Genomic DNA, 17,585 nt, shown 5'->3' on the forward strand with positions numbered 1-17,585 from the left:
GCTTCGCTGCACGCGCCGCCGGTTTCCGAGTCGTCACCGCGAAACCAGCCTTATCGAAATATACCTTCCGGCCATCATGAAAATTTCGATCGTCATTCCAACCTACAATTGCTCGGCGCTGCTGGCCGCCTCGCTTCGCGCCCTGGAGCGACAAACCCTGCCGCGCCGCCAGTTCGAAGTGATCGTCTGCGACGACGGTTCATCCGACGACACCGAACAAGTCGCCTCCCGTTTCGCCTCCGCGCTGTCCCTGCAATACCTATGGCAACCCGACCAGGGCTTCCGCGCCGCCACCGCGCGCAATCAAGGCGTCGCGGCGGCAAACGGCGACATCATTCTATTTCTGGACTCCGGCGTGCTATTGGCGGAAACGGGACTGGCCGCGCATTGCCGCCGCCATGCCGCGCGGCCCCGTCAAATCGTGATTGGCTACGTCTACGGCTATATGGCGCAGACCCTGCACACCGAGTGGGGCGGCCCCAGCCCCGATCCCGACTGGCCCCGCCGCGTCGATCCAGAGCGGGTAGAAGCATCCATCGCCGCATTGCGCGCCATGCGGGTGGCCGATGTGCGCGAGGGGCGCTATCTGCGCCATGGCGACGATCTTTCCGACTGGCCGGTGCCGTTCGACGTGTTCTGGACCTGCCATGTCTCGCTGGAGCGCGCGCATTTTCATGAAGCGGGCGGCTTCGACGATGATTTCCGCCAGTGGGGCGGCGAGGATTTCGACCTCGCCATTCGCCTGTTCAACAGCCCGGATTCGCACTGGACGCTGGATCGCGAATGCCGATCCATTCACCTCCCGCACCAGGAGGAGGTGGCCTCCAATGCGCAACGCGAACAGCGCGTCGCCGACACGCTGCGCCGCCTGGCCGCGCGTTATCCGCAACCTCAGCTGCTCGCATACCTGGACTGCCTGGCGGCCAACAACAAGCCGCTGGACGTCAACGCTTACCTGCCGCGCCCAGCCCGCGCGGCGCCGGTGGAAAGCGCGCTATGTTGAAAGTCGCCATTCTCGGCTGCGGCTACATGGCCTATTACTACGCGATGGCGGCATTCAACCACCGCGCCCTGTTCTCGATATGCGGCGGCTACGATACCGATGAACAGCGCGCCTCGCGCTGGGCCGCGCATTTCCATGCCCGCGCCTATCCGTCTTTTGACGCCCTGCTGGCGGATTCCGACATCGATATCGTCGTCAACCTGACCCCGCCGCAACAGCATTTCGACGCCAATCTGCGCATTCTGCGATCCGGCAAGCACCTATACAGCGAAAAACCGCTGGCGATGACCGGCGAACAGGCCAGAACCTTGCAGCGGGTCGCCCAGCACCACGGGGTTCTGCTCGGCGCAGCGCCGTCCTGCCTGCTCAGCCCTGCGGTGACGCTGGCGGCTCAGCTGCTGGAACAAGGCGCGATCGGCCGTCCCCGTTTCCTGCATCTGTCCATGCATGATTTCCGCGTCGACCTGGCCAGGCCGGAGCGCTGGATCAACCCGCTGGGCGTGGGCTGGCCCTACGCCAACGAATTCGAAACCGGTTGCACCGCCGAGCACAGCGCCTATTCGCTGTCCATCGCGCTGGCCTGGTTCGGCCCGGTCAAATCGGTGGACAGCCTCACCCGGACGGCGATCCCCGACAAGCGGGTTGCGGGGGCGCCGCTCCCCCCCGGCCCCTCGCCCGACTTCACCACCAGCGTGCTGGATTTCGCCAATGGCGTCACCGGCCATCTCACCTGCGGCATCGTATGCGACACCGCGGACAGGAGCATCGCCATTCATGGCGATGAGGGCAGCTTGGCGCTGGAAGACTGCTGGGATTATTTTTCCCCTCTGCGCCTTTCCCGCCGCCGGCCCCTGGGCGACGGCCAACACGTGGAGACCCGCACCATCGCGCCTGAGCGCGGCGCGGGCTTTATCCACGATTACGGCATGGAAATGGATCAATGCATGGGTATCGCCAACCTTTGCCTGGCGATCCGCAATCATTCCCCGTTGCTATGCGGCGGCGAACTGGCGATCCATGCCACCGAGCTGTGCGAGCGCATATCCAATGGCGGATCCGCGCAGCTGGACGCGTCGTTCCAACCCTTGTCCGCCCAGCCCTGGATGGCGGCGGCCCGCGCCGCTCTCGGCGCGCCTCCGCTCATCGCGTGGCGGCAAGAGCAAGGCACGCCAGAAGCCGCGCTGCCGGCGTCCAAAACGATAGCGGGAATCCATTTGGACACGCTCCCGGCAATGCCGGCCGCACCCGCCTGCCTATACGCCGCCGGCAACGACTCCGAGCTGCCCCGGCGACTGGAGGAGACGCTGGCGGCCGGCCTGCCCGCTTACCTGCCCCCCTCCCGCTTCGCCCAGCTGCTGCTGCGGAACGGACCGCGGCCCGACCTTTCCAGCCCCTGGCTGAAAAGCGGCCTTCCCGCCGGTTATCGCGCCGATGTTCGCGGCGCGCTCCGGCAATCGCTGCCTCCCAAGCAGTTGGAAACGCTGCGATGGGAATGGACTACCGCGGCGCCAGCGGATCGGCTGGCTGACGCCTTGGCCCTGTGCGGCCTGCTCGCCGACTGGCCCGACGCGCCGGTCGAACTGCGATTCGGCTCAAACCGGCGGGACGATATCCGCCTCGACCTGCATTGGTCGAATGGCCCCCGCATCGAGATGCGCATCCGGCGCGGCGAAGCCGACGCGATCCAGGCCTATGCTTCGCTGCGCGGCATGGCCGAGTTCATCGTGCCAGAAGCATGGCTGGCCGCCGCGCTGCGACCAGACCCGGAAGCGGCCCTCAGGCAGTTGAGCTGGCTGGCTCGGCTGCCGACGCATCATGCGGACTGGCAGCCGGCGCACTCATTCCGCTTCGCCGCCCTGCTCTACGCTTTGCCCGCCCCGGCTCAGGCCTTATTCCATTGATGGGACGCCATCCATGACCTTCCGCGACTCCTCCTTGCTCGCCAGCATCTTCCTCACAGGCATGAGCACCGCGCTGTTCAATCCCCTGCAAAGCTCTTTCTTCGTGCGCGAGCTGGGGGCCAGCCCCGGCTTCGTCGGCGTGTATATGGCGCTGTCCATCGGCTGCGCCATGCTGACGTCGCACTGGGTAGGCGCACGCTCCGACGACGGCCGGCCGCGGCAGCGGTTGATCCGTCTATCCGCGCTGGCGGGCATGCTGGCCTTCCTCGCTTTCGCCACGCTGCGCGACAAGGTCTGGCTGGCCTTGGCCAGCCTGAGCCTGGTCAGCCTGACCTCGATTGCCGCGCCGCAACTGTTTGCGCTGGCGGCGTCGCGATCGTCGGGCAACAGCGCGGGCATGCTGGGCTCCATGCGCGCCATGGTGTCCCTGGCCTGGGTGATCGGCCCCCCTCTTTCATTCGGCATCGCCGCCGCCCTTGGCTACCAGGCCGCATTCGCGCTCTTGATCGCCATCTATGGCCTGATCTGGCTGGCCAGTTATCGGCTTCCCGCCAGCGACAAACCGCAAGCCGCGCCCGCGGCGGACGCGATCGACGACAAACCCGGCAAAGCGATGTGGCTGGTGGCCGCCGGCATCGGGGTGCTCTATGTCGCAATCAATAATTACATCATCCAGATGCCGCTCCACCTGGCTCTGCAGCCGCATGCGCCCGCATGGCTGCCAGGGGTGCTGTTCGGATTAACCGCCGCGATAGAGATTCCTTTGATGATGCTGTCCGGCAAGATCAGCCGCCGCTGGCCGCCTGAAAAACAGCTGCTGGCCGCCGCCATGCTGGGCGCGGGCTATTACATCGTATTCGTCATGGTCGATGCCTGGCAGCTCATTCTGCTGCTTCAATGGCTGCCTGCCGCCTGCATCGCCTTGAGCGCCACCGCGGGGCTCCAGCTATGCCAGCAACTGGCCCGGGAGCGTCTGGGCTACGCGTCCACGCTGTACTCCAACGCGATATCCGCCGGCATGGCGCTAGGCGCGCTGCTGGGCGGCGGCATCGCCGCGATCTGGGGCTACCGCGCGTCGCTCGCCCTATGCTCCGTCGCCTGCGCGCTGGCTTGCCTGCTGTTTCTCTGGCTGCGCTGGGAAAGGACGCGCGCGGCCGGCGCGCTGGCCGCGCAATTGAAGTGACCTGCCACTTACCCACAACCATCTTCAACAAGACAAGTTATCCACAACCCGGCCCCCGCTAAGTATTCTTTCCTAGTTAGAGACAATCTGCCCTACAACTAGAACAGAATCATTCTTGTCGGGAGCTTCACATGGAGCGCCAAACCTCTCTGGCCGGACAGCTGGCCGCCATCGTCGGCCTGGTGGTCGCCATCCTGCTGTGCGCGTCGCTGTTTTCCCTGTACCAGCTATGGGGCGGCATCCGCACTTTCCGCGACCAGGTGGCGGCCGACCAGCAGAGCGTGCGGCAGGTGCTGACCATGCAAGTGGACTTCAAGAAGCAGGTTCAGGAGTGGAAGGACACGCTGTTGCGCGGCCAGGATCCGGCCAAGCTGGCCAAATACTGGGGCAATTTCGAGAAGAAGGAAGGCCAGGTCCACGACGAGGGCAGCGCGCTGGCGGCGTCGGTATCGGATCCCCAGGCTCAGCAATTGCTGCAGCAATTCGTCTCCGCCCACCAGAAAATGGGCGAAGACTACCGCCGCGGCCTGGAGGCGTTCAAACAGTCTGGCGGCGACGCCAAGGTCGGAGACAAACAGGTGGCCGGCATGGACCGCCCGCCGACCGACCTGCTGACCCAGGCCAGCGACCTGTTGGCCAAGCGCGCCAAGGCCGACGCGGCCGACGCGGAAGCCAGCGCCAACGCCGCGCTATGGCGGGTGGGCGTCGCCATGGCCATCGGCACCGCGCTGGGGCTGGGCTTCTTCCTGTATTACGTCAACGCCACCATCATCCGCCGCGCCCGCCAGGTGGTCGCCGACCTGACCCGGCTGGCCGACGGCGACTTCACCCGGCCGTTCCAGCCTGGGCGAATGGATGAGATCGGCCGCATCGCCGCCTGCAGCGAAACGGTGCGCATCCATCTGGGCGCGCTGATAAGCGAGCTGATCCAGGCCGCCAGGCAGGTGGGCGACACCAGCCAGGAGCTGGGCCGCTCCGCCCGCGCGCTGGCCAGCGGCGCCGAAACGCAGAACGACGCCATCGCCAGCAATGCCGCCTCGCTGGAACAGATGGCCACCAGCATAGACACCATCGCCGATCAGACCTCGCGCATCAGCGAGGATTCGCACAACAGCGCGCAGAAGACGCGCGAGGGGCTGGAAGAAGTGGCGCGGCTGCGCCGCCAGGCGGAAACCATAGACACGGTGATGGGCCAGGTCGACACCGCCTCGCAGGCCTTCCGCGACAGCACCCAGGCCATCGGCCATTTGACCAGCCAGATCCGCGACATCGCCGAGCAGACCAATCTGCTGGCGCTGAACGCGGCGATCGAGGCCGCGCGCGCCGGCGAGATGGGCCGCGGCTTCGCGGTGGTGGCCGACGAAGTGCGCAAGCTGGCGGAAAACTCGGCCAAGGCGGCCAGCGAGATCAAACTGGTGACGGAACAGCTGAGCCAGAACGCGCAATCAGTGGGATCGACGGTGCAAAGCGGCCTGGACGCCACCCGGCAAAGCCGCGGCACCATGGAAACGGTGATGTCCAACCTGCAGGCCGCCAACGACAGCGTGCAGGAGGCCAGCGGCGGGGTGGTGCAGATCCGCGACGCCATCGCGGAACAGAAAACCGTGTGCAACAGCATCGCCGGCAGCTTCGAAACGGTGTCGCAGATGGTGGCCGACAATACCCTGGCCGCCGGCGAGCTGCACGGCGCGGTGGTGAGCCTGAACGGGCTGTCCACGCACATGCAGGACATGGTGGGCAAGTTCCGCCTGTGAGGGCCAGGCCGCGCGTCCGAAGCCGGACGCGCGTTTTCAGGCCGAGAAAAACGGATTGGCGGCGTTCAGCCGGAACCGCAGCAGCCGGCCGGCATGCGGCGCCAGCCGCCGCTCCAGCCAATCCATGCCGGCTTCGCCGGACGGGAAACCGGCATCCGGCCGCTCGCTGACGAACACCGCGTTGCGGCTGGACTCGGTCAGCTTGAAACGGTCGGACTCCAGCCAGTTCAGGCAGCGGCACACCACTTCGCGCCCGCCGTTCAGCCACGCCGCCTCGCCCGGCAGCGCGCGCTCCGCCTCGGCGCGGCCCAGGGGCAGGAAAGCTTCGTCGCCGCGCGCCAGATCCAGCGTCAGCTCGCCGTCCAGCTTGTCCACGTCCTCGCCGCCGAACGGCGCCAGGCTCAACAGGGAAGCCTGGTTGTACAGGTCCACCAACGGCAGGATGCGGCGCAGCTTGCCCTTTTGCGCCGCTTTCGCCAGATACTCCAGCGAACAGCGCGCCTTCTTGTCGCCCGGCAGCGCGCGGTAGATTTCCTTCCAGCGCAGCAATAGCGCGTCCAGATCGGCCTCATGCGCCGGCAAAGCCAGCTCCGCTTCCGGCAAGCCGGCCGCGTCAAGGTCCAGCGCCAGCAGCCCGCTGACTTCCATTTCCGGCATCCGGCCCAACAGGGCCTCACTCAAGGCAATGCGCATCTTCGCTCCCTTCATCGACATCCGCACCATGCTAGCCAATGCCGCCAAGGTCGTGAAACGAAAGCTTTTAATGAGGCATTAGCGCGCCGGCGCCGGAAACGAAACAGCCCGGCGAACCGGGCTGTATTGTAGATCGGGAAAACCGCTCAGGCGCTCAGCGCCTCGCGCGGCGGCTGCGCGCGCGCGGCCAGCCAGGCGTCCACCACCTCGGCGGCGTTGGCCGGCAGGTGCAGCTTCAGTTTGGAGCGCCGCCACAGGATGTCCTCACTGCGGGTCGCCCATTCGGCGTCAGCCAGATAGGCCAGCTCGGCCTCGTACAGGCCCGGCAGCACTTCCTTGCCCAGACCGGCCAGGCTGTCCGCCTTGCCGATCAGCTTGGAGACGCGGGTGCCGTAGGCGCGCGCCCAGCGCTCGGCGAGCGCTTCCGGCAGCCACGGATGGCGCTGGCGCAGGCCCTGCAGGAAGCGGCCGAAATCGGCGCCCGGCATGTCGCCGCCCGGCAGCGGCGCGCCGGCGGTCCAGGTGGCCTTGCCGCAGCCGAGCAGCGGCGCGATCTTGTCCACCGCCTCTTCCGCCAGCTTGCGGAAGGTGGTGATCTTGCCGCCGAACACCGACAGCAGCGGCGCGCCTTTCAGGTCCATCTCCAGCGCGTAGTCGCGGGTGACGCTGGACGCGTTGTCGGACGCGTCGTCCAGCAGCGGGCGCACGCCGGAATAGGTGGACAACACGTCGGCGGGCGCGATCTGGCTGTGGAAATAGCGGTTGCTCATCTCGCACAGGTAGTGGATCTCGTCGCCGTCTATCGCCACCTGGGCCGGGTCGCCGTGGTATTCGACGTCGGTGGTGCCGATCAGGGTGAAATCCTTCTCGTACGGAATGGCGAAGATGATGCGATTGTCCGGGTTCTGGAAGATGTAGGCGAACGGGTGGTCGAAGATCTTCTTCACCACGATGTGGCTGCCCTTGACCAGGCGGATGGACTTGCTGGACGGCATCGCCAGCTTGTCTTCGATCAGGCTCTGCACCCACGGCCCGGCGGCGTTGACCAGCGCGCGGGCGCGGACCTCGAAGCGGCAGCCGTCCTCGCGCTCCAGCGTGGCCAGCCAGTGCTCGCCATCGCGGCGGGCGGCGACGCAGGCGGTGCGGACATGGATTTTCGCGCCATGCTCGGCGGCGTCCATCGCGTTCAGCACCACCAGCCGCGCGTCCTGCACCCAGCCGTCGGAATAGACGAAGCCGCGCTTGAACGCGTCCTTCAGCGGCGCGCCCGACGGATGCCTGGCGAAGCTGATGGTTTCCGAACCCGGCAGCACTTCGCGCTTCGCCAGATGGTCGTACAGGAACAGGCCGGCGCGGATCATCCATTCCGGGCGCTGGTCGCGCGCGTGCGGCATCACGAAGCGCAGCGGCCAGATGATGTGCGGCGCGGCCTTCAGCAGCACCTCGCGCTCCTGCAGCGCCTTGCGCACCAGGCCGAACTCGTAATATTCCAGATAGCGCAGGCCGCCGTGGATCAGCTTGGTGCTGGCCGACGACGTATGCGAGGCCAGGTCGTCCTTCTCGCACAGCAGCACCGACAGGCCGCGCCCGGCGGCGTCGCGCGCGATGCCCGCGCCGTTGATGCCGCCGCCTATGATTACCAGATCGTAAGTTTCCACCGCATACCTCGCTAAAGTCCGGACTGGCCTTGCCAGCTTTACTACCCAGAATAATTAATAACGAACCTTAATACAACACAAGATTTTCGTTTTACGTTTTATTTTGCGCGTTTTATGTACGCGAATGGGCTTCTGCGCGGCCGACGCGTCGCCGGCCGCGCCCATCGCGTCAAGCCGAGGCCAGCTTGCCCTGTTGATGGCCATGCCAGGTGGTCAGCGCCAGCAGCACGATGGCGGCGACGCAGGAGCCGATTAGCAGCGCGAAGCCACCGTCCCAGCCGAAATGGTCGACGGTGTAGCCGACCGCCGCATTGGCGGCCACCGAGCCGCCCAGGTAGCCGAACAGGCCGGTGAAGCCGGCGGCGGTGCCGGCGGCCTTCTTCGGCGCCAGCTCCAGCGCGTGCAGGCCCACCAGCATCACCGGGCCGTAGATCAGAAAGCCGATGGCGATCAGCGCCAGCATGTCCACGGTGGGGTTGCCGGCCGGGTTCAGCCAGTAGACGACGGTGGCCAGGGTCACCAGCGCCATGAAGAACACGCCGGTGGCGCCGCGGTTGCCGCGGAACAGCTTGTCCGACATCCAGCCGCACAGCAGCGTGCCGGGGATGCCGGCCCACTCGTACAGGAAATAGGCCCACGACGACTTGTCGACCGAGAAGTGCTTGACCTCCTTCAGATAGGTCGGCGCCCAGTCCAGCACGCCGTAGCGCAGCAGGTAGATGAAGACGTTGGCCAGCGCGATGTACCACAGCAGTTTGTTGGGCAGGATGTATTTCTTGAAGATTTCGCGCGCGGTCAGCTCCTGCTCGTGCGTGTCGCTGTAGTCTTCCGGATAGTCGTTCCGATAGGCCTCCACCGGCGGCAGGCCGCAAGACTGCGGCGTGTCGCGCATGGTCAGCCAGGCGAAGACGGCGACGCCGATCGCGGCGGCGGCCGGCACGTAGAAGGCGGCGCGCCAGTCGCTGAACCAGCCCATGCCCAGGATGAACAGCGGGCCGATCAGGCCGCCGCCGACGTTGTGCGCGCAGTTCCAGATCGACACCACGCCGCCGCGCTCCTTCTGCGACCACCAGTGCACCATGGTGCGGCCGCAGGCCGGCCAGCCCATGCCCTGGAACCAGCCGTTGAGGAACAGCAGCACGAACATGATGCCGACGCTGGAAGTGGCCCACGGCGCGAAGCCCATCAGCAGGAAGACGGCGGCGGACAGCACCAGGCCGGCGGACAGGAACACGCGCGGGTTGGAGCGGTCGGACACCGCGCCCATCAGGAACTTGGACAAGCCGTAGGCGATGGCGACGCCGGACATCGCGAAGCCGAGGTCGCCGCGCGAAAAGCCCTGCTCCACCAGATAAGGCATGGCCAGCGAGAAATTCTTGCGCACCAGGTAGTAGCCGGCGTAGCCGATGAAGATGCCGAGGAATATCTGCCAGCGCAGCCGGCGGTACAGGCCGTGCTGCTGCGCGTCGGGCAGCGGGGGAAGGTGTGGCGCGGGTTTGAACAGACTGATCATGGGACTTCTTTCCGAGTTGAGGTGCGGACAACAGCCATCCACCGTCCCGGGCGAAACCATAAGGCGTCGCCCGTGGGGCGGATCGCTCCGGCGGGCCGCGCGCTCTGTCGGCGGCGGTCCCGCGCCAGGCTGGCTGGCGCCAGCCTGTGAAAACGCCGCCGTGCGGACACGGCGGCGTCGAAACGACTAGAACATCAAAGCGGCAGCGTGAAAGCCAGCGCCGCCAGCGCGCCGCCGATCAGCGAACCGACCACCGGCACCCAGGCGTAGCCCCAGTCGCTGTCGCGCTTGCCGGGGATGGGCAGGATGGCGTGCATGATGCGCGGCGCCAGATCGCGCGCCGGGCTCATCGCGTAGCCGGTGGTGCCGCCCAGCGACACGCCGATGCCCAGCACCAACAGGGCCACCGGCAACGCATCGATCGCGCCCAGCGACATCTTGGGCGCCACCATAGACAGGATGGCGAACACCAGCACGAAGGTGGCGACGATCTCGGACACCAGGTTGCCCGGCAGGCTGCGGATGGCCGGGCCGGTGCAGAAGGTGGCCAGCTTGGTGTCGGCGCAGTCGGTGGTTTCGTAGTGCTTGCGGTAGATCAGCCACATCAGGCCGGCGCCGGCCATGCCGCCCAGCATCTGCGCGGCGACATAGCCCGGCACCTTGTCCCACGGGAACTTGCCGGCCACGGCCAACGCCACCGATACCGCCGGGTTCAAATGCGCGCCGCTGATCGCCGCCACGCTGAACACGCCGACGAACACCGCCATCGCCCAGCCGAAGGCCACCACGATCAGGCCGCTGTTGTGGCCTTTGGTGTTCTTCAGCAGCACGTTGGCCACCACGCCGTTGCCCAGCAGCACCAGCAAGGCGGTGCCGATGAATTCGCCCATCAAAGGATTCATGATTGTCTCTTTCCAACTTTATCTTGAGTTGCCCGCCGCTTGGCGCGGCGGGTCATGCCGTCATCGCTTAGGAGCGGGCAGGCCCGCGCGCCGTCAGTCCTGGTCGTCGGCCCACACCTTGGCGGCATTGACCGCGCGTTGCCAGCCCTTGACGTTGGCGGCCACTTCGCCGGCCGGCATCGCCGGCTGGAAGCGGCGGTCCAACTGCCATTGGCCCTGGATGTCGTCCACGCTCTTCCAGTAGCCGACGGCCAGGCCGGCCAGGTAGGCGGCGCCCAGCGCGGTGGTTTCGGTGATCTTGGGGCGCACCACGTTCACGGCCAGAATGTCGGACTGGAACTGCATCAGCAGCTCATTGACGGTGGCGCCGCCGTCGACGCGCAGCTCGGCGATGCTCATGCCGGCGTCAGCTTCCATCGCCTTCAGCACGTCGCGGGTCTGGTAAGCGATGCTGTCCAGCGCGGCGCGGGCGATGTGGGCGGCCTTGGTGCCCAGCGTGGCGCCGACGATGGTGCCGCGGGCGCTGGCGTTCCAGTGCGGCGCGCCCAGTCCGGCGAAGGCCGGCACCAGGTAGACGCCGTCGCTGTCCTTCACTTCCTGGGCCAGCGGGCCGACGTCGGCCGAGTGGCGGATGATGCCCAGGCCGTCGCGCAGCCATTTCACCACCGCGCCGCCGATGAAGATCGAGCCTTCCAGCGCGTACTGCACCTTGCCGTCCACGGACCAGGCGATGGTGGTCAGCAGATTGTTCTTGGATTCGATCGGCTTGTCGCCGGTGTTCAGCATCATGAAGCAGCCGGTGCCGTAGGTGTTCTTCACCATGCCCGGCGTGGTGCACTGCTGGCCGAACAGCGCGGCCTGCTGGTCGCCGGCCACGCCGGCGATCGGGATTTCGCGGCCCAGGTGGGCGGCGTGGGTGTGGCCGTACACTTCGCTGGAGCTTTTCACTTCCGGCAGCATGCTGGCCGGGATGCCCATGATGTCCAAGAGCTCGGCGTCCCATTCCAGGGTGTGGATGTTGTACAGCATGGTGCGCGAGGCGTTGGACACGTCGGTCACGTGCACCTTGCCGTGGGTGAAGTTCCAGATCAGCCAGCTGTCGACGGTGCCGAAGGCCAGCTTGCCGTCGCGGGCGCGATCGCGCGCGCCCGGCACATTGTCCAGAATCCACTTGATCTTGCTGCCGGAGAAATAGGCGTCGACCAGCAAGCCGGTCTTGGAGCGGATCAGCTCGGAGAGGCCGCGCGACTTCAGCTCGTCGCAGAACTCGGCGGTGCGGCGGTCCTGCCAGACGATGGCGTTGTACACCGGCTGGCCGGTTTCGCGGTCCCAGACGATGGTGGTTTCGCGCTGGTTGGTGATGCCGATGGCGGCGATGCTGCGGCCGTCGATGCCGGCCTTGGCCACCGCTTCCGCGGCCACGCCCACCTGGCCGCCCCAGATTTCCTGCGGATCATGCTCGACCCAGCCCGGCTGCGGATAGATTTGGCGGAATTCCTTCTGCGCCAGCGACACGATGTCGCCGCCGCGGTTGAATAGGATGGCGCGGGAACTGGTGGTGCCCTGGTCCAGGGCCAGCACGTACTGATCGGTCATGACTTTCTCCTGTTTGCCGGTAAGGCGGCATGGTGGACATGCCTGGGTGTCGACGTTGCGCGAATGTTTGTTTTTTTGCTTATGACGTTCGTTTTATTTGCGGACAATTCTAGGCCCGAACAGAACCTTGTCAATCTTCCGGTAAAAAAAAATACATTTTCCGCGCTGCAACCAGAGATCGCCGTCAGCGCGATACAGAATAAATCCTTTAATATCAATTCACTGAAAGATGTAGCTCCGCGCTACATTTTCACACGCGCCGATTTCCACATCCCCGTTCCGGAAAAGCAGCGCGCCTTTCCCGCCCTCGCGGCGAGAACAGGCTAGGCTTCAGGACAAATGGATGAGGAAAGCGCCTATTTCGCACTGCAACAAGCATTTGCATGCGCTACAGCTGCTTGCATGAAAACGAAAAAATAAGAAAATAACCGAAACTAAAAAGCGGACGCTTCGATCAGACCATCGTCGCAAAACGTTGTTTCGCCAACAAATGGCCGCAAACACGTAATCCTGCCGCTACAACGCAGATATGGCAGCATGAACGGCAAGGCCGGCTCCGGTTCCACAACGGGCCGCGCGGCGCGAAACGCCGGGCATTCGACCCAGCGCAAGAAAGCGAAAACGGCGATATGGCATCATCGCCGCAACCGGATACGCGACGCGGCGCCCCGTCCGGCAACCGCCCGCCGCAAGAATTACGCAATGGTTCCAAGCTACTCGGCCGCATGGGCCGCAAAGGACTGTCATGCTTCGCAACACCAAAATACTCGCCACGCTCGGCCCCTCGTCCAGCACTCCGGAAAAAATCCTGGAACTGGCCCGTTCCGGGGTCAACATCTTCCGGCTCAATATGAGCCACGGCAGCCATGACGACCATCGCGCCCGCCTGGCCGCCATCCGCGCCGCGGAGAAAGCGCTGGATCGCCCGATAGGCGTGCTGGTGGACCTGCAGGGCCCCAAGCTGCGCATCGGCAAGTTTCCGCAGCCGGCCACGGTGAAAACCGGCGACCGCTACGAATTCACGCTGGACGAGACCGACGGCGGCGCCGAGCGCGCCACCCTGCCGCATCCGGAAGCGTTCGAAGCGCTGGAGCCCGGCCACCGCATCCTAGTCAACGACGGCAAGCTGGCGTTCGAGGTGACGGAAATGCATCCGCGCCGCATCGTCACCCGCGTCGCCGTCGGCGGCGAGCTGTCCAGCAACAAGGGCTTCAACCTGCCCAACACCGTGCTGCCGCTGTCGGCCATCACCGACAAGGACCGCAAGGACGCCGAGTTCGCGCTGGAGGAAGGCGCCGACTGGGTGGCGATGTCCTTCGTCCAGACCGCGGCCGACGTCAAGGAACTGCGCGGCATCATCGGCAAGCGCGCCGGCATCGTCGCCAAGATCGAGAAGCCGTCGGCGGTGGACGATCTGGAAGCCATCGCCACGCTGGCCGACGGCGTGATGGTGGCGCGCGGCGACCTGGGCGTGGAGCTGCCGCCGGAAGACGTGCCGGTGGCGCAGCGCCGCATCGTCCACCACTGCCGCCACCTGGGCCGCCCGGTGATCGTCGCCACCCAGATGCTGGAATCGATGATCACCGCGCCGACGCCGACCCGCGCCGAGGCCAACGACGTGGCCACCGCGGTCTACGAAGGCGCGGACGCGGTGATGCTGTCGGCCGAGACCGCCGCCGGCCAGTATCCGCTGGAAGCGGTGCAGATCATGGACCGCATCATCCGCCGCGTGGAAAGCGCGCCCGACTACCGCAAGGTGATGGCGCTGGACTACAGCGCCGCCGACGAGCCGGACCGCACCGACGCCATCGCCGCCTGCGTGCGCAAGGTCAGCACCCTGCTGCCGGTCACCGTGGCCGTCGCCTTCACCACCAGCGGCGCCAGCTGTCTGTCGCTGGCGCGCGAACGCCCGTCCACCCCCATCCTGGGCATCTCGCCCAAGCTGGAAACCGCGCGCCGGCTGACGCTGGTGTGGGGCGTGGTCGCCTACCACGGTCCGGACGCCGAAAACCTGGAAGACATGGTGGTGAAAACCACCTTCTGCGCGACCAAGCTCAGCCTGGCCGAGCAGGGCAAGCCGATGGTGATCATCGCCGGCGTGCCCTTCGGCACCCCCGGCTCCACCAATCTCTTGCGCATCGTCTATCCGTAAGACTCGGCCGGCATGGCAGCGACAACGGAACCCTCGGGTTCCGTTTTTTCTTGCCCGCCCGCCGCAGGTACTATGCTGCAACAGTGACCACCTCCAAGAGCCCGTCCCGATGCGGCCGATGTTTTTCCGCAAGGCGCTGGCGTCGCTGCTGTTGCTGACCGCCTGCCTAGCCAGCCGCGCCGGCGAGCCGCCCGGCCTGATCGTCGACTTCGACGCCAGCAACCCGCCGCTGATGTACGCAGGCAAGCCGGGCGCGGCCGGGCTCTACCCGCTGCTGGTCGCCAAAGCCTGCGAACGCGCCGGCATCGCCGTCACCCTTCGCGCCGTATCCTGGCGCATGGCGCTGCAGGAATTGCGCGGCGGCAGCGCCGCCGCCGGCGGCATCATCAAGACCGCCAGCCGGGAAAAGCTGTTCGACTTCAGCCAGCCGCTGTTTACCGAACGGGTGGTCATGGCCTACCCGCGCGCCGGCGGCCAAGCCTATCGCCGGCTGGAGGATCTGAACGGCAAAAGAGTGGGGGTGATGGCCGGCTGGAGCTATGGCGACGCATTCGACCAGGCCCGCAAGGACGGCAAGTTCGCCGCCTTCGACGGCGACAGCGACCAGCAGAATCTGCAGCAGTTGAAGCTGGGCCGGCTGGACGTGGTGCTGGGCATACGCGAACCGCTGCAGCTGGCGCTGCGGGAGGGCGGCTACCATGGCTTCGCGCTGTCGGCGGAAGCGCTGGCGGCCAACCATTCCCACCTCGCCATCAACAAGCATTCGCAGCAGCAGGCGCTGCTGACCCGCTTCGACCTGGCGCTGGAGGGCATGCGCAAGGACGGCAGCTACGACAAGCTGGTGCGGGATTTCCTCAGCGCCCGCGGCAGTGATTGAGCGCGCCGCCTCAGGCGCCGCGGATCTGGGCCAGCGCGCCGTACAGGTCGGCGCAGCTCCAGTGCTCGGCGTACTTGCCGTCGCGCACCACCACGATGTCCATCGCGTTGATGGCGATGCGCTTGCCGCTGGCGGCCTGGCCGAAGAAGGCGCCGGTGTGGGTGGCTTCTATGGTCTTGCGCGTCACCACCTTGCCGTTTTCCTCGATCTGCTCATGGATGTGCACGCGGATGTCGGACAAGGCCGGGTGCAGCATGCCGGTGAAGAAGCCGGCGAAACCGTCCGGCCCCGAGGGGACGCCGGGCGGGGCCGAGTGATTGACGAAGTCGGGCGCCACCAACTCGGCGAATGCCCCCATGTCGCGGTTCTCTATCACCTCGCGGTTGAAACGTTGAATCACTGCTTTGCTGCTGTCCATGAAATCGCCCTGGGAATGGGCGCCGGCATGCATCCGGCGTCCGGGTTGAATCGCCGGCTACCCGGCAATGACGTTGAATTAAACGACAATCACAACACCATTTCAATAACATAAAAAAGACAGTATCCAAACCATTCCGCATCGTTCCTGTCCCGCCTCCGCCCTCTGCGCGGCCTTCCGTCCGGAGAATCAAAAACTGTAGCTGCTGACTTCCACCAGATTGCCGTCCGGATCCTTGAAATACACCGAGGTGATGGGGCCCATCGCGCCGCTGCGGGTGATCGGCCCCTCGACGATGGCCACGCCCTCGCGCTTCAGATGCTCGATCACTCCGGGCAGGGGGATGGCGGCGATCAGGCACAGATCGCCGGAGCCGATCGCCGCATGATTGCGGGTCTCCTGGCCCAATGACTGCAGATTGATCTTCTGGTTGCCGAAACGCAGCGCGCGGCGGCCGTTGCCGAAGGTCACCGCCTCCAGCTTCAGCGCGCGCTGGTAGAACGCCGCCGCCGCCTCAATGTCGCGCACGGTCAGGACGATGTGGTCGATATGGCTGATCATGGCCATTGCTCCGGATGGAAAACGGACTGTCCACCCTGCCACAAGCGCGCCGGCTTGTCATGCCTTCGGCATTACACGGCGACGGTCGCCGCTGGTATAGTCGTTTTTCCCGTCGCTTCCCGGTTCGGCCATGACCCTCCATCTATCGCTGCAACACGCCCGCCACCTGCAACTGGCCGCCCAGGGCCTGCTCGCCGCGCCGCGCCGCAAGGCGGCCAAGACGGACGCGCTGGCCGCCATCCGCCGCATGGCGCTGCTGCAGATCGACACCATCAGCGTGGTCGCCCGCAGCCCCTACCTGGTGCTGTACAGCCGCATCGGCGCCTACGACCCGGCCTGGCTGGACCAGTTGCTGGCCGAGGGCGCGCTGTTCGAATACTGGGCGCACGAAGCCTGCTTCGTGCCGACGGAAGACTACCGGCTGCTGCGCCACCGGATGCTGAACGCCGAAAGCATGGGCTGGAAATACTCGCAGCGCTGGCTGGACCAACACCGCGCCGACATCGACGCCATCGTCGAGCACATCCGCGCCCACGGCCCGGCGCGCTCGGCCGATTTCGAGCGCAAGGGCGGCAAGGGCAACGGCTGGTGGGACTGGAAGCCGGAGAAGCGCCACCTGGAAGTGATGTTCACGCTGGGACGGCTGATGGTGAAGGAGCGGCGCGGGTTCCAGCGCGTCTACGACCTGGCCGAACGGGTATTGCCCGGCTGGGACGACGCGCGCGACCTGCCGTCGCCGGAAGACGCGCAGCTGGACATGGTGCGCAACAGCTGCCGCGCGCTGGGCGTGGTCAAGCCCGGCTGGGCGGCCGACTACTACCGGTTGAAGCGCGCGCCGTACGGCGAGCTGCTGCACGGCCTGGCCGACAAGGGCGAGCTGATCCCGGCGAGGGTGGAAGGCTGGAGCCACGACGCCTTCGTCCACGCCAGCCTGGCCGCCGAGCTGGAACTGGCCGCGGCCGACAAGCTCAACAGCGGCAACACCGCCATCCTGTCGCCGTTCGACCCGCTGGTGTGGGACCGCAAGCGCGCGCTGGAGCTGTTCGATTTCGATTACAAGATCGAGTGCTACACGCCGGCGCCCAAACGCCGCTACGGCTATTTCACCCTGCCCATCCTCAATCGCGGCAAGCTGGTGGGCCGGCTGGACGCCAAGGCCCACCGCAAGGAAGGCGTGTTCGAGGTCAAGTCGCTGCACCTGGAGCCGGGAGCGCGCGTCAGCCAGCGGCTGGCCGACGACCTGTCCGCCGCGCTCTGCCGGATGGCCGCCTGGCACGGCGCGCCGCGGCTGGCCATCGGCCAGGCCCCGGGAGACCTGGCCGCGCGCATCCTGGCCTGAGAACCTGTTCAATGCCCGCTGCGCGTCGGCGAGAC

14 protein-coding genes are annotated in these 17,585 nt (G+C 66.3%); 7 read left to right on the top strand and 7 right to left on the bottom strand.

The window, feature by feature from the left end; translation table 11 throughout:
• The first annotated feature begins 76 nt into the window (after positions 1 to 76).
• The 4 genes from VA599_RS08250 to VA599_RS08265 all read left to right on the top strand — a co-directional run bounded on the left by VA599_RS08250 (position 77) and on the right by VA599_RS08265 (position 5,841).
• Positions 77 to 1,003: a glycosyltransferase gene (locus VA599_RS08250; protein ID WP_346788231.1), complete on the top strand. Its 927-nt coding sequence runs from the start codon at positions 77 to 79 to the stop codon at positions 1,001 to 1,003.
• Positions 997 to 2,904: a Gfo/Idh/MocA family protein gene (locus VA599_RS08255; RefSeq protein WP_346788232.1), complete on the top strand. Its 1,908-nt coding sequence runs from the start codon at positions 997 to 999 to the stop codon at positions 2,902 to 2,904. The genes VA599_RS08250 and VA599_RS08255 overlap by 7 nt, the downstream gene beginning before the upstream one ends.
• 13 nt (positions 2,905 to 2,917) lie before the next feature.
• Entirely contained in the window at positions 2,918 to 4,087 is a 1,170-nt protein-coding gene (locus VA599_RS08260; protein WP_346788233.1) for a sugar efflux transporter, read from the top strand.
• Between the two features lie 131 nt (positions 4,088 to 4,218).
• On the top strand, positions 4,219 to 5,841 hold the full coding sequence (locus VA599_RS08265) for a methyl-accepting chemotaxis protein (RefSeq protein ID WP_104945747.1): 1,623 nt from the start codon (positions 4,219 to 4,221) through the stop codon (positions 5,839 to 5,841).
• A gap of 36 nt (positions 5,842 to 5,877) precedes the next feature.
• Here VA599_RS08265 and VA599_RS08270 read toward each other — a convergent pair whose 3' ends face one another.
• From VA599_RS08270 to glpK, 5 genes are all read right to left on the bottom strand, one after another.
• The gene (locus VA599_RS08270; protein ID WP_021474967.1) at positions 5,878 to 6,534 is read right to left on the bottom strand and encodes a B3/B4 domain-containing protein; all 657 of its coding nucleotides are present in this window, start codon (positions 6,532 to 6,534) and stop codon (positions 5,878 to 5,880) included.
• Between the two features lie 146 nt (positions 6,535 to 6,680).
• A complete protein-coding gene (glpD, locus tag VA599_RS08275; protein WP_346788234.1) occupies positions 6,681 to 8,192 on the bottom strand; it encodes a glycerol-3-phosphate dehydrogenase in 1,512 nt (503 codons plus the stop codon).
• A 169-nt stretch (positions 8,193 to 8,361) separates the two neighbouring features.
• Positions 8,362 to 9,705 (bottom strand): glycerol-3-phosphate transporter, encoded by a 1,344-nt coding sequence (gene glpT / locus VA599_RS08280; protein ID WP_104945749.1) that lies wholly within the window; start codon positions 9,703 to 9,705, stop codon positions 8,362 to 8,364.
• Positions 9,706 to 9,899: 194 nt separating this feature from the next.
• A complete protein-coding gene (locus VA599_RS08285) occupies positions 9,900 to 10,607 on the bottom strand; it encodes an MIP/aquaporin family protein (protein ID WP_021474963.1) in 708 nt (235 codons plus the stop codon).
• Positions 10,608 to 10,700: 93 nt separating this feature from the next.
• On the bottom strand, positions 10,701 to 12,203 hold the full coding sequence (glpK, locus tag VA599_RS08290; RefSeq protein WP_021474962.1) for a glycerol kinase GlpK: 1,503 nt from the start codon (positions 12,201 to 12,203) through the stop codon (positions 10,701 to 10,703).
• A 745-nt stretch (positions 12,204 to 12,948) separates the two neighbouring features.
• Here glpK and pyk point away from each other — a divergent pair.
• Entirely contained in the window at positions 12,949 to 14,355 is a 1,407-nt protein-coding gene (pyk, locus tag VA599_RS08295; protein WP_021474961.1) for a pyruvate kinase, read from the top strand.
• Between the two features lie 109 nt (positions 14,356 to 14,464).
• A complete protein-coding gene (locus VA599_RS08300) occupies positions 14,465 to 15,232 on the top strand; it encodes a substrate-binding periplasmic protein (RefSeq protein ID WP_346788235.1) in 768 nt (255 codons plus the stop codon).
• 10 nt (positions 15,233 to 15,242) lie between these two features.
• On the opposite strand, the gene VA599_RS08305 is transcribed toward VA599_RS08300, so the two are convergent.
• Both VA599_RS08305 and VA599_RS08310 read right to left on the bottom strand, forming a co-directional pair.
• On the bottom strand, positions 15,243 to 15,650 hold the full coding sequence (locus VA599_RS08305; protein ID WP_021474959.1) for an ester cyclase: 408 nt from the start codon (positions 15,648 to 15,650) through the stop codon (positions 15,243 to 15,245).
• 189 nt (positions 15,651 to 15,839) lie between these two features.
• The gene (locus VA599_RS08310; RefSeq protein ID WP_346788236.1) at positions 15,840 to 16,211 is read right to left on the bottom strand and encodes a VOC family protein; all 372 of its coding nucleotides are present in this window, start codon (positions 16,209 to 16,211) and stop codon (positions 15,840 to 15,842) included.
• Positions 16,212 to 16,341: 130 nt separating this feature from the next.
• On the opposite strand from VA599_RS08310, the gene VA599_RS08315 reads away from it, so the two are divergent.
• The gene (locus VA599_RS08315; RefSeq protein ID WP_346788237.1) at positions 16,342 to 17,550 is read left to right on the top strand and encodes a winged helix-turn-helix domain-containing protein; all 1,209 of its coding nucleotides are present in this window, start codon (positions 16,342 to 16,344) and stop codon (positions 17,548 to 17,550) included.
• Positions 17,551 to 17,585 lie beyond the last annotated feature (35 nt).

The sequence above is a fragment of the Chromobacterium indicum genome, from assembly GCF_039708975.1.
Lineage (GTDB): Bacteria > Pseudomonadota > Gammaproteobacteria > Burkholderiales > Chromobacteriaceae > Chromobacterium > Chromobacterium piscinae.

Coding starts and splice junctions, on each gene's coding strand:
- VA599_RS08315 (WP_346788237.1), top strand. CDS start 16,342: ATGACCCTCCATCTATCGCTGCAACACGCCCGCCACCTGCAACTGGCC.
- glpK (WP_021474962.1), bottom strand. CDS start 12,203: ATGACCGATCAGTACGTGCTGGCCCTGGACCAGGGCACCACCAGTTCC.
- VA599_RS08305 (WP_021474959.1), bottom strand. CDS start 15,650: ATGGACAGCAGCAAAGCAGTGATTCAACGTTTCAACCGCGAGGTGATA.
- pyk (WP_021474961.1), top strand. CDS start 12,949: ATGCTTCGCAACACCAAAATACTCGCCACGCTCGGCCCCTCGTCCAGC.
- VA599_RS08255 (WP_346788232.1), top strand. CDS start 997: ATGTTGAAAGTCGCCATTCTCGGCTGCGGCTACATGGCCTATTACTAC.
- VA599_RS08285 (WP_021474963.1), bottom strand. CDS start 10,607: ATGAATCCTTTGATGGGCGAATTCATCGGCACCGCCTTGCTGGTGCTG.
- VA599_RS08310 (WP_346788236.1), bottom strand. CDS start 16,211: ATGATCAGCCATATCGACCACATCGTCCTGACCGTGCGCGACATTGAG.
- VA599_RS08260 (WP_346788233.1), top strand. CDS start 2,918: ATGACCTTCCGCGACTCCTCCTTGCTCGCCAGCATCTTCCTCACAGGC.
- VA599_RS08250 (WP_346788231.1), top strand. CDS start 77: ATGAAAATTTCGATCGTCATTCCAACCTACAATTGCTCGGCGCTGCTG.
- glpT (WP_104945749.1), bottom strand. CDS start 9,705: ATGATCAGTCTGTTCAAACCCGCGCCACACCTTCCCCCGCTGCCCGAC.
- VA599_RS08300 (WP_346788235.1), top strand. CDS start 14,465: ATGCGGCCGATGTTTTTCCGCAAGGCGCTGGCGTCGCTGCTGTTGCTG.
- VA599_RS08270 (WP_021474967.1), bottom strand. CDS start 6,534: ATGCGCATTGCCTTGAGTGAGGCCCTGTTGGGCCGGATGCCGGAAATG.
- VA599_RS08265 (WP_104945747.1), top strand. CDS start 4,219: ATGGAGCGCCAAACCTCTCTGGCCGGACAGCTGGCCGCCATCGTCGGC.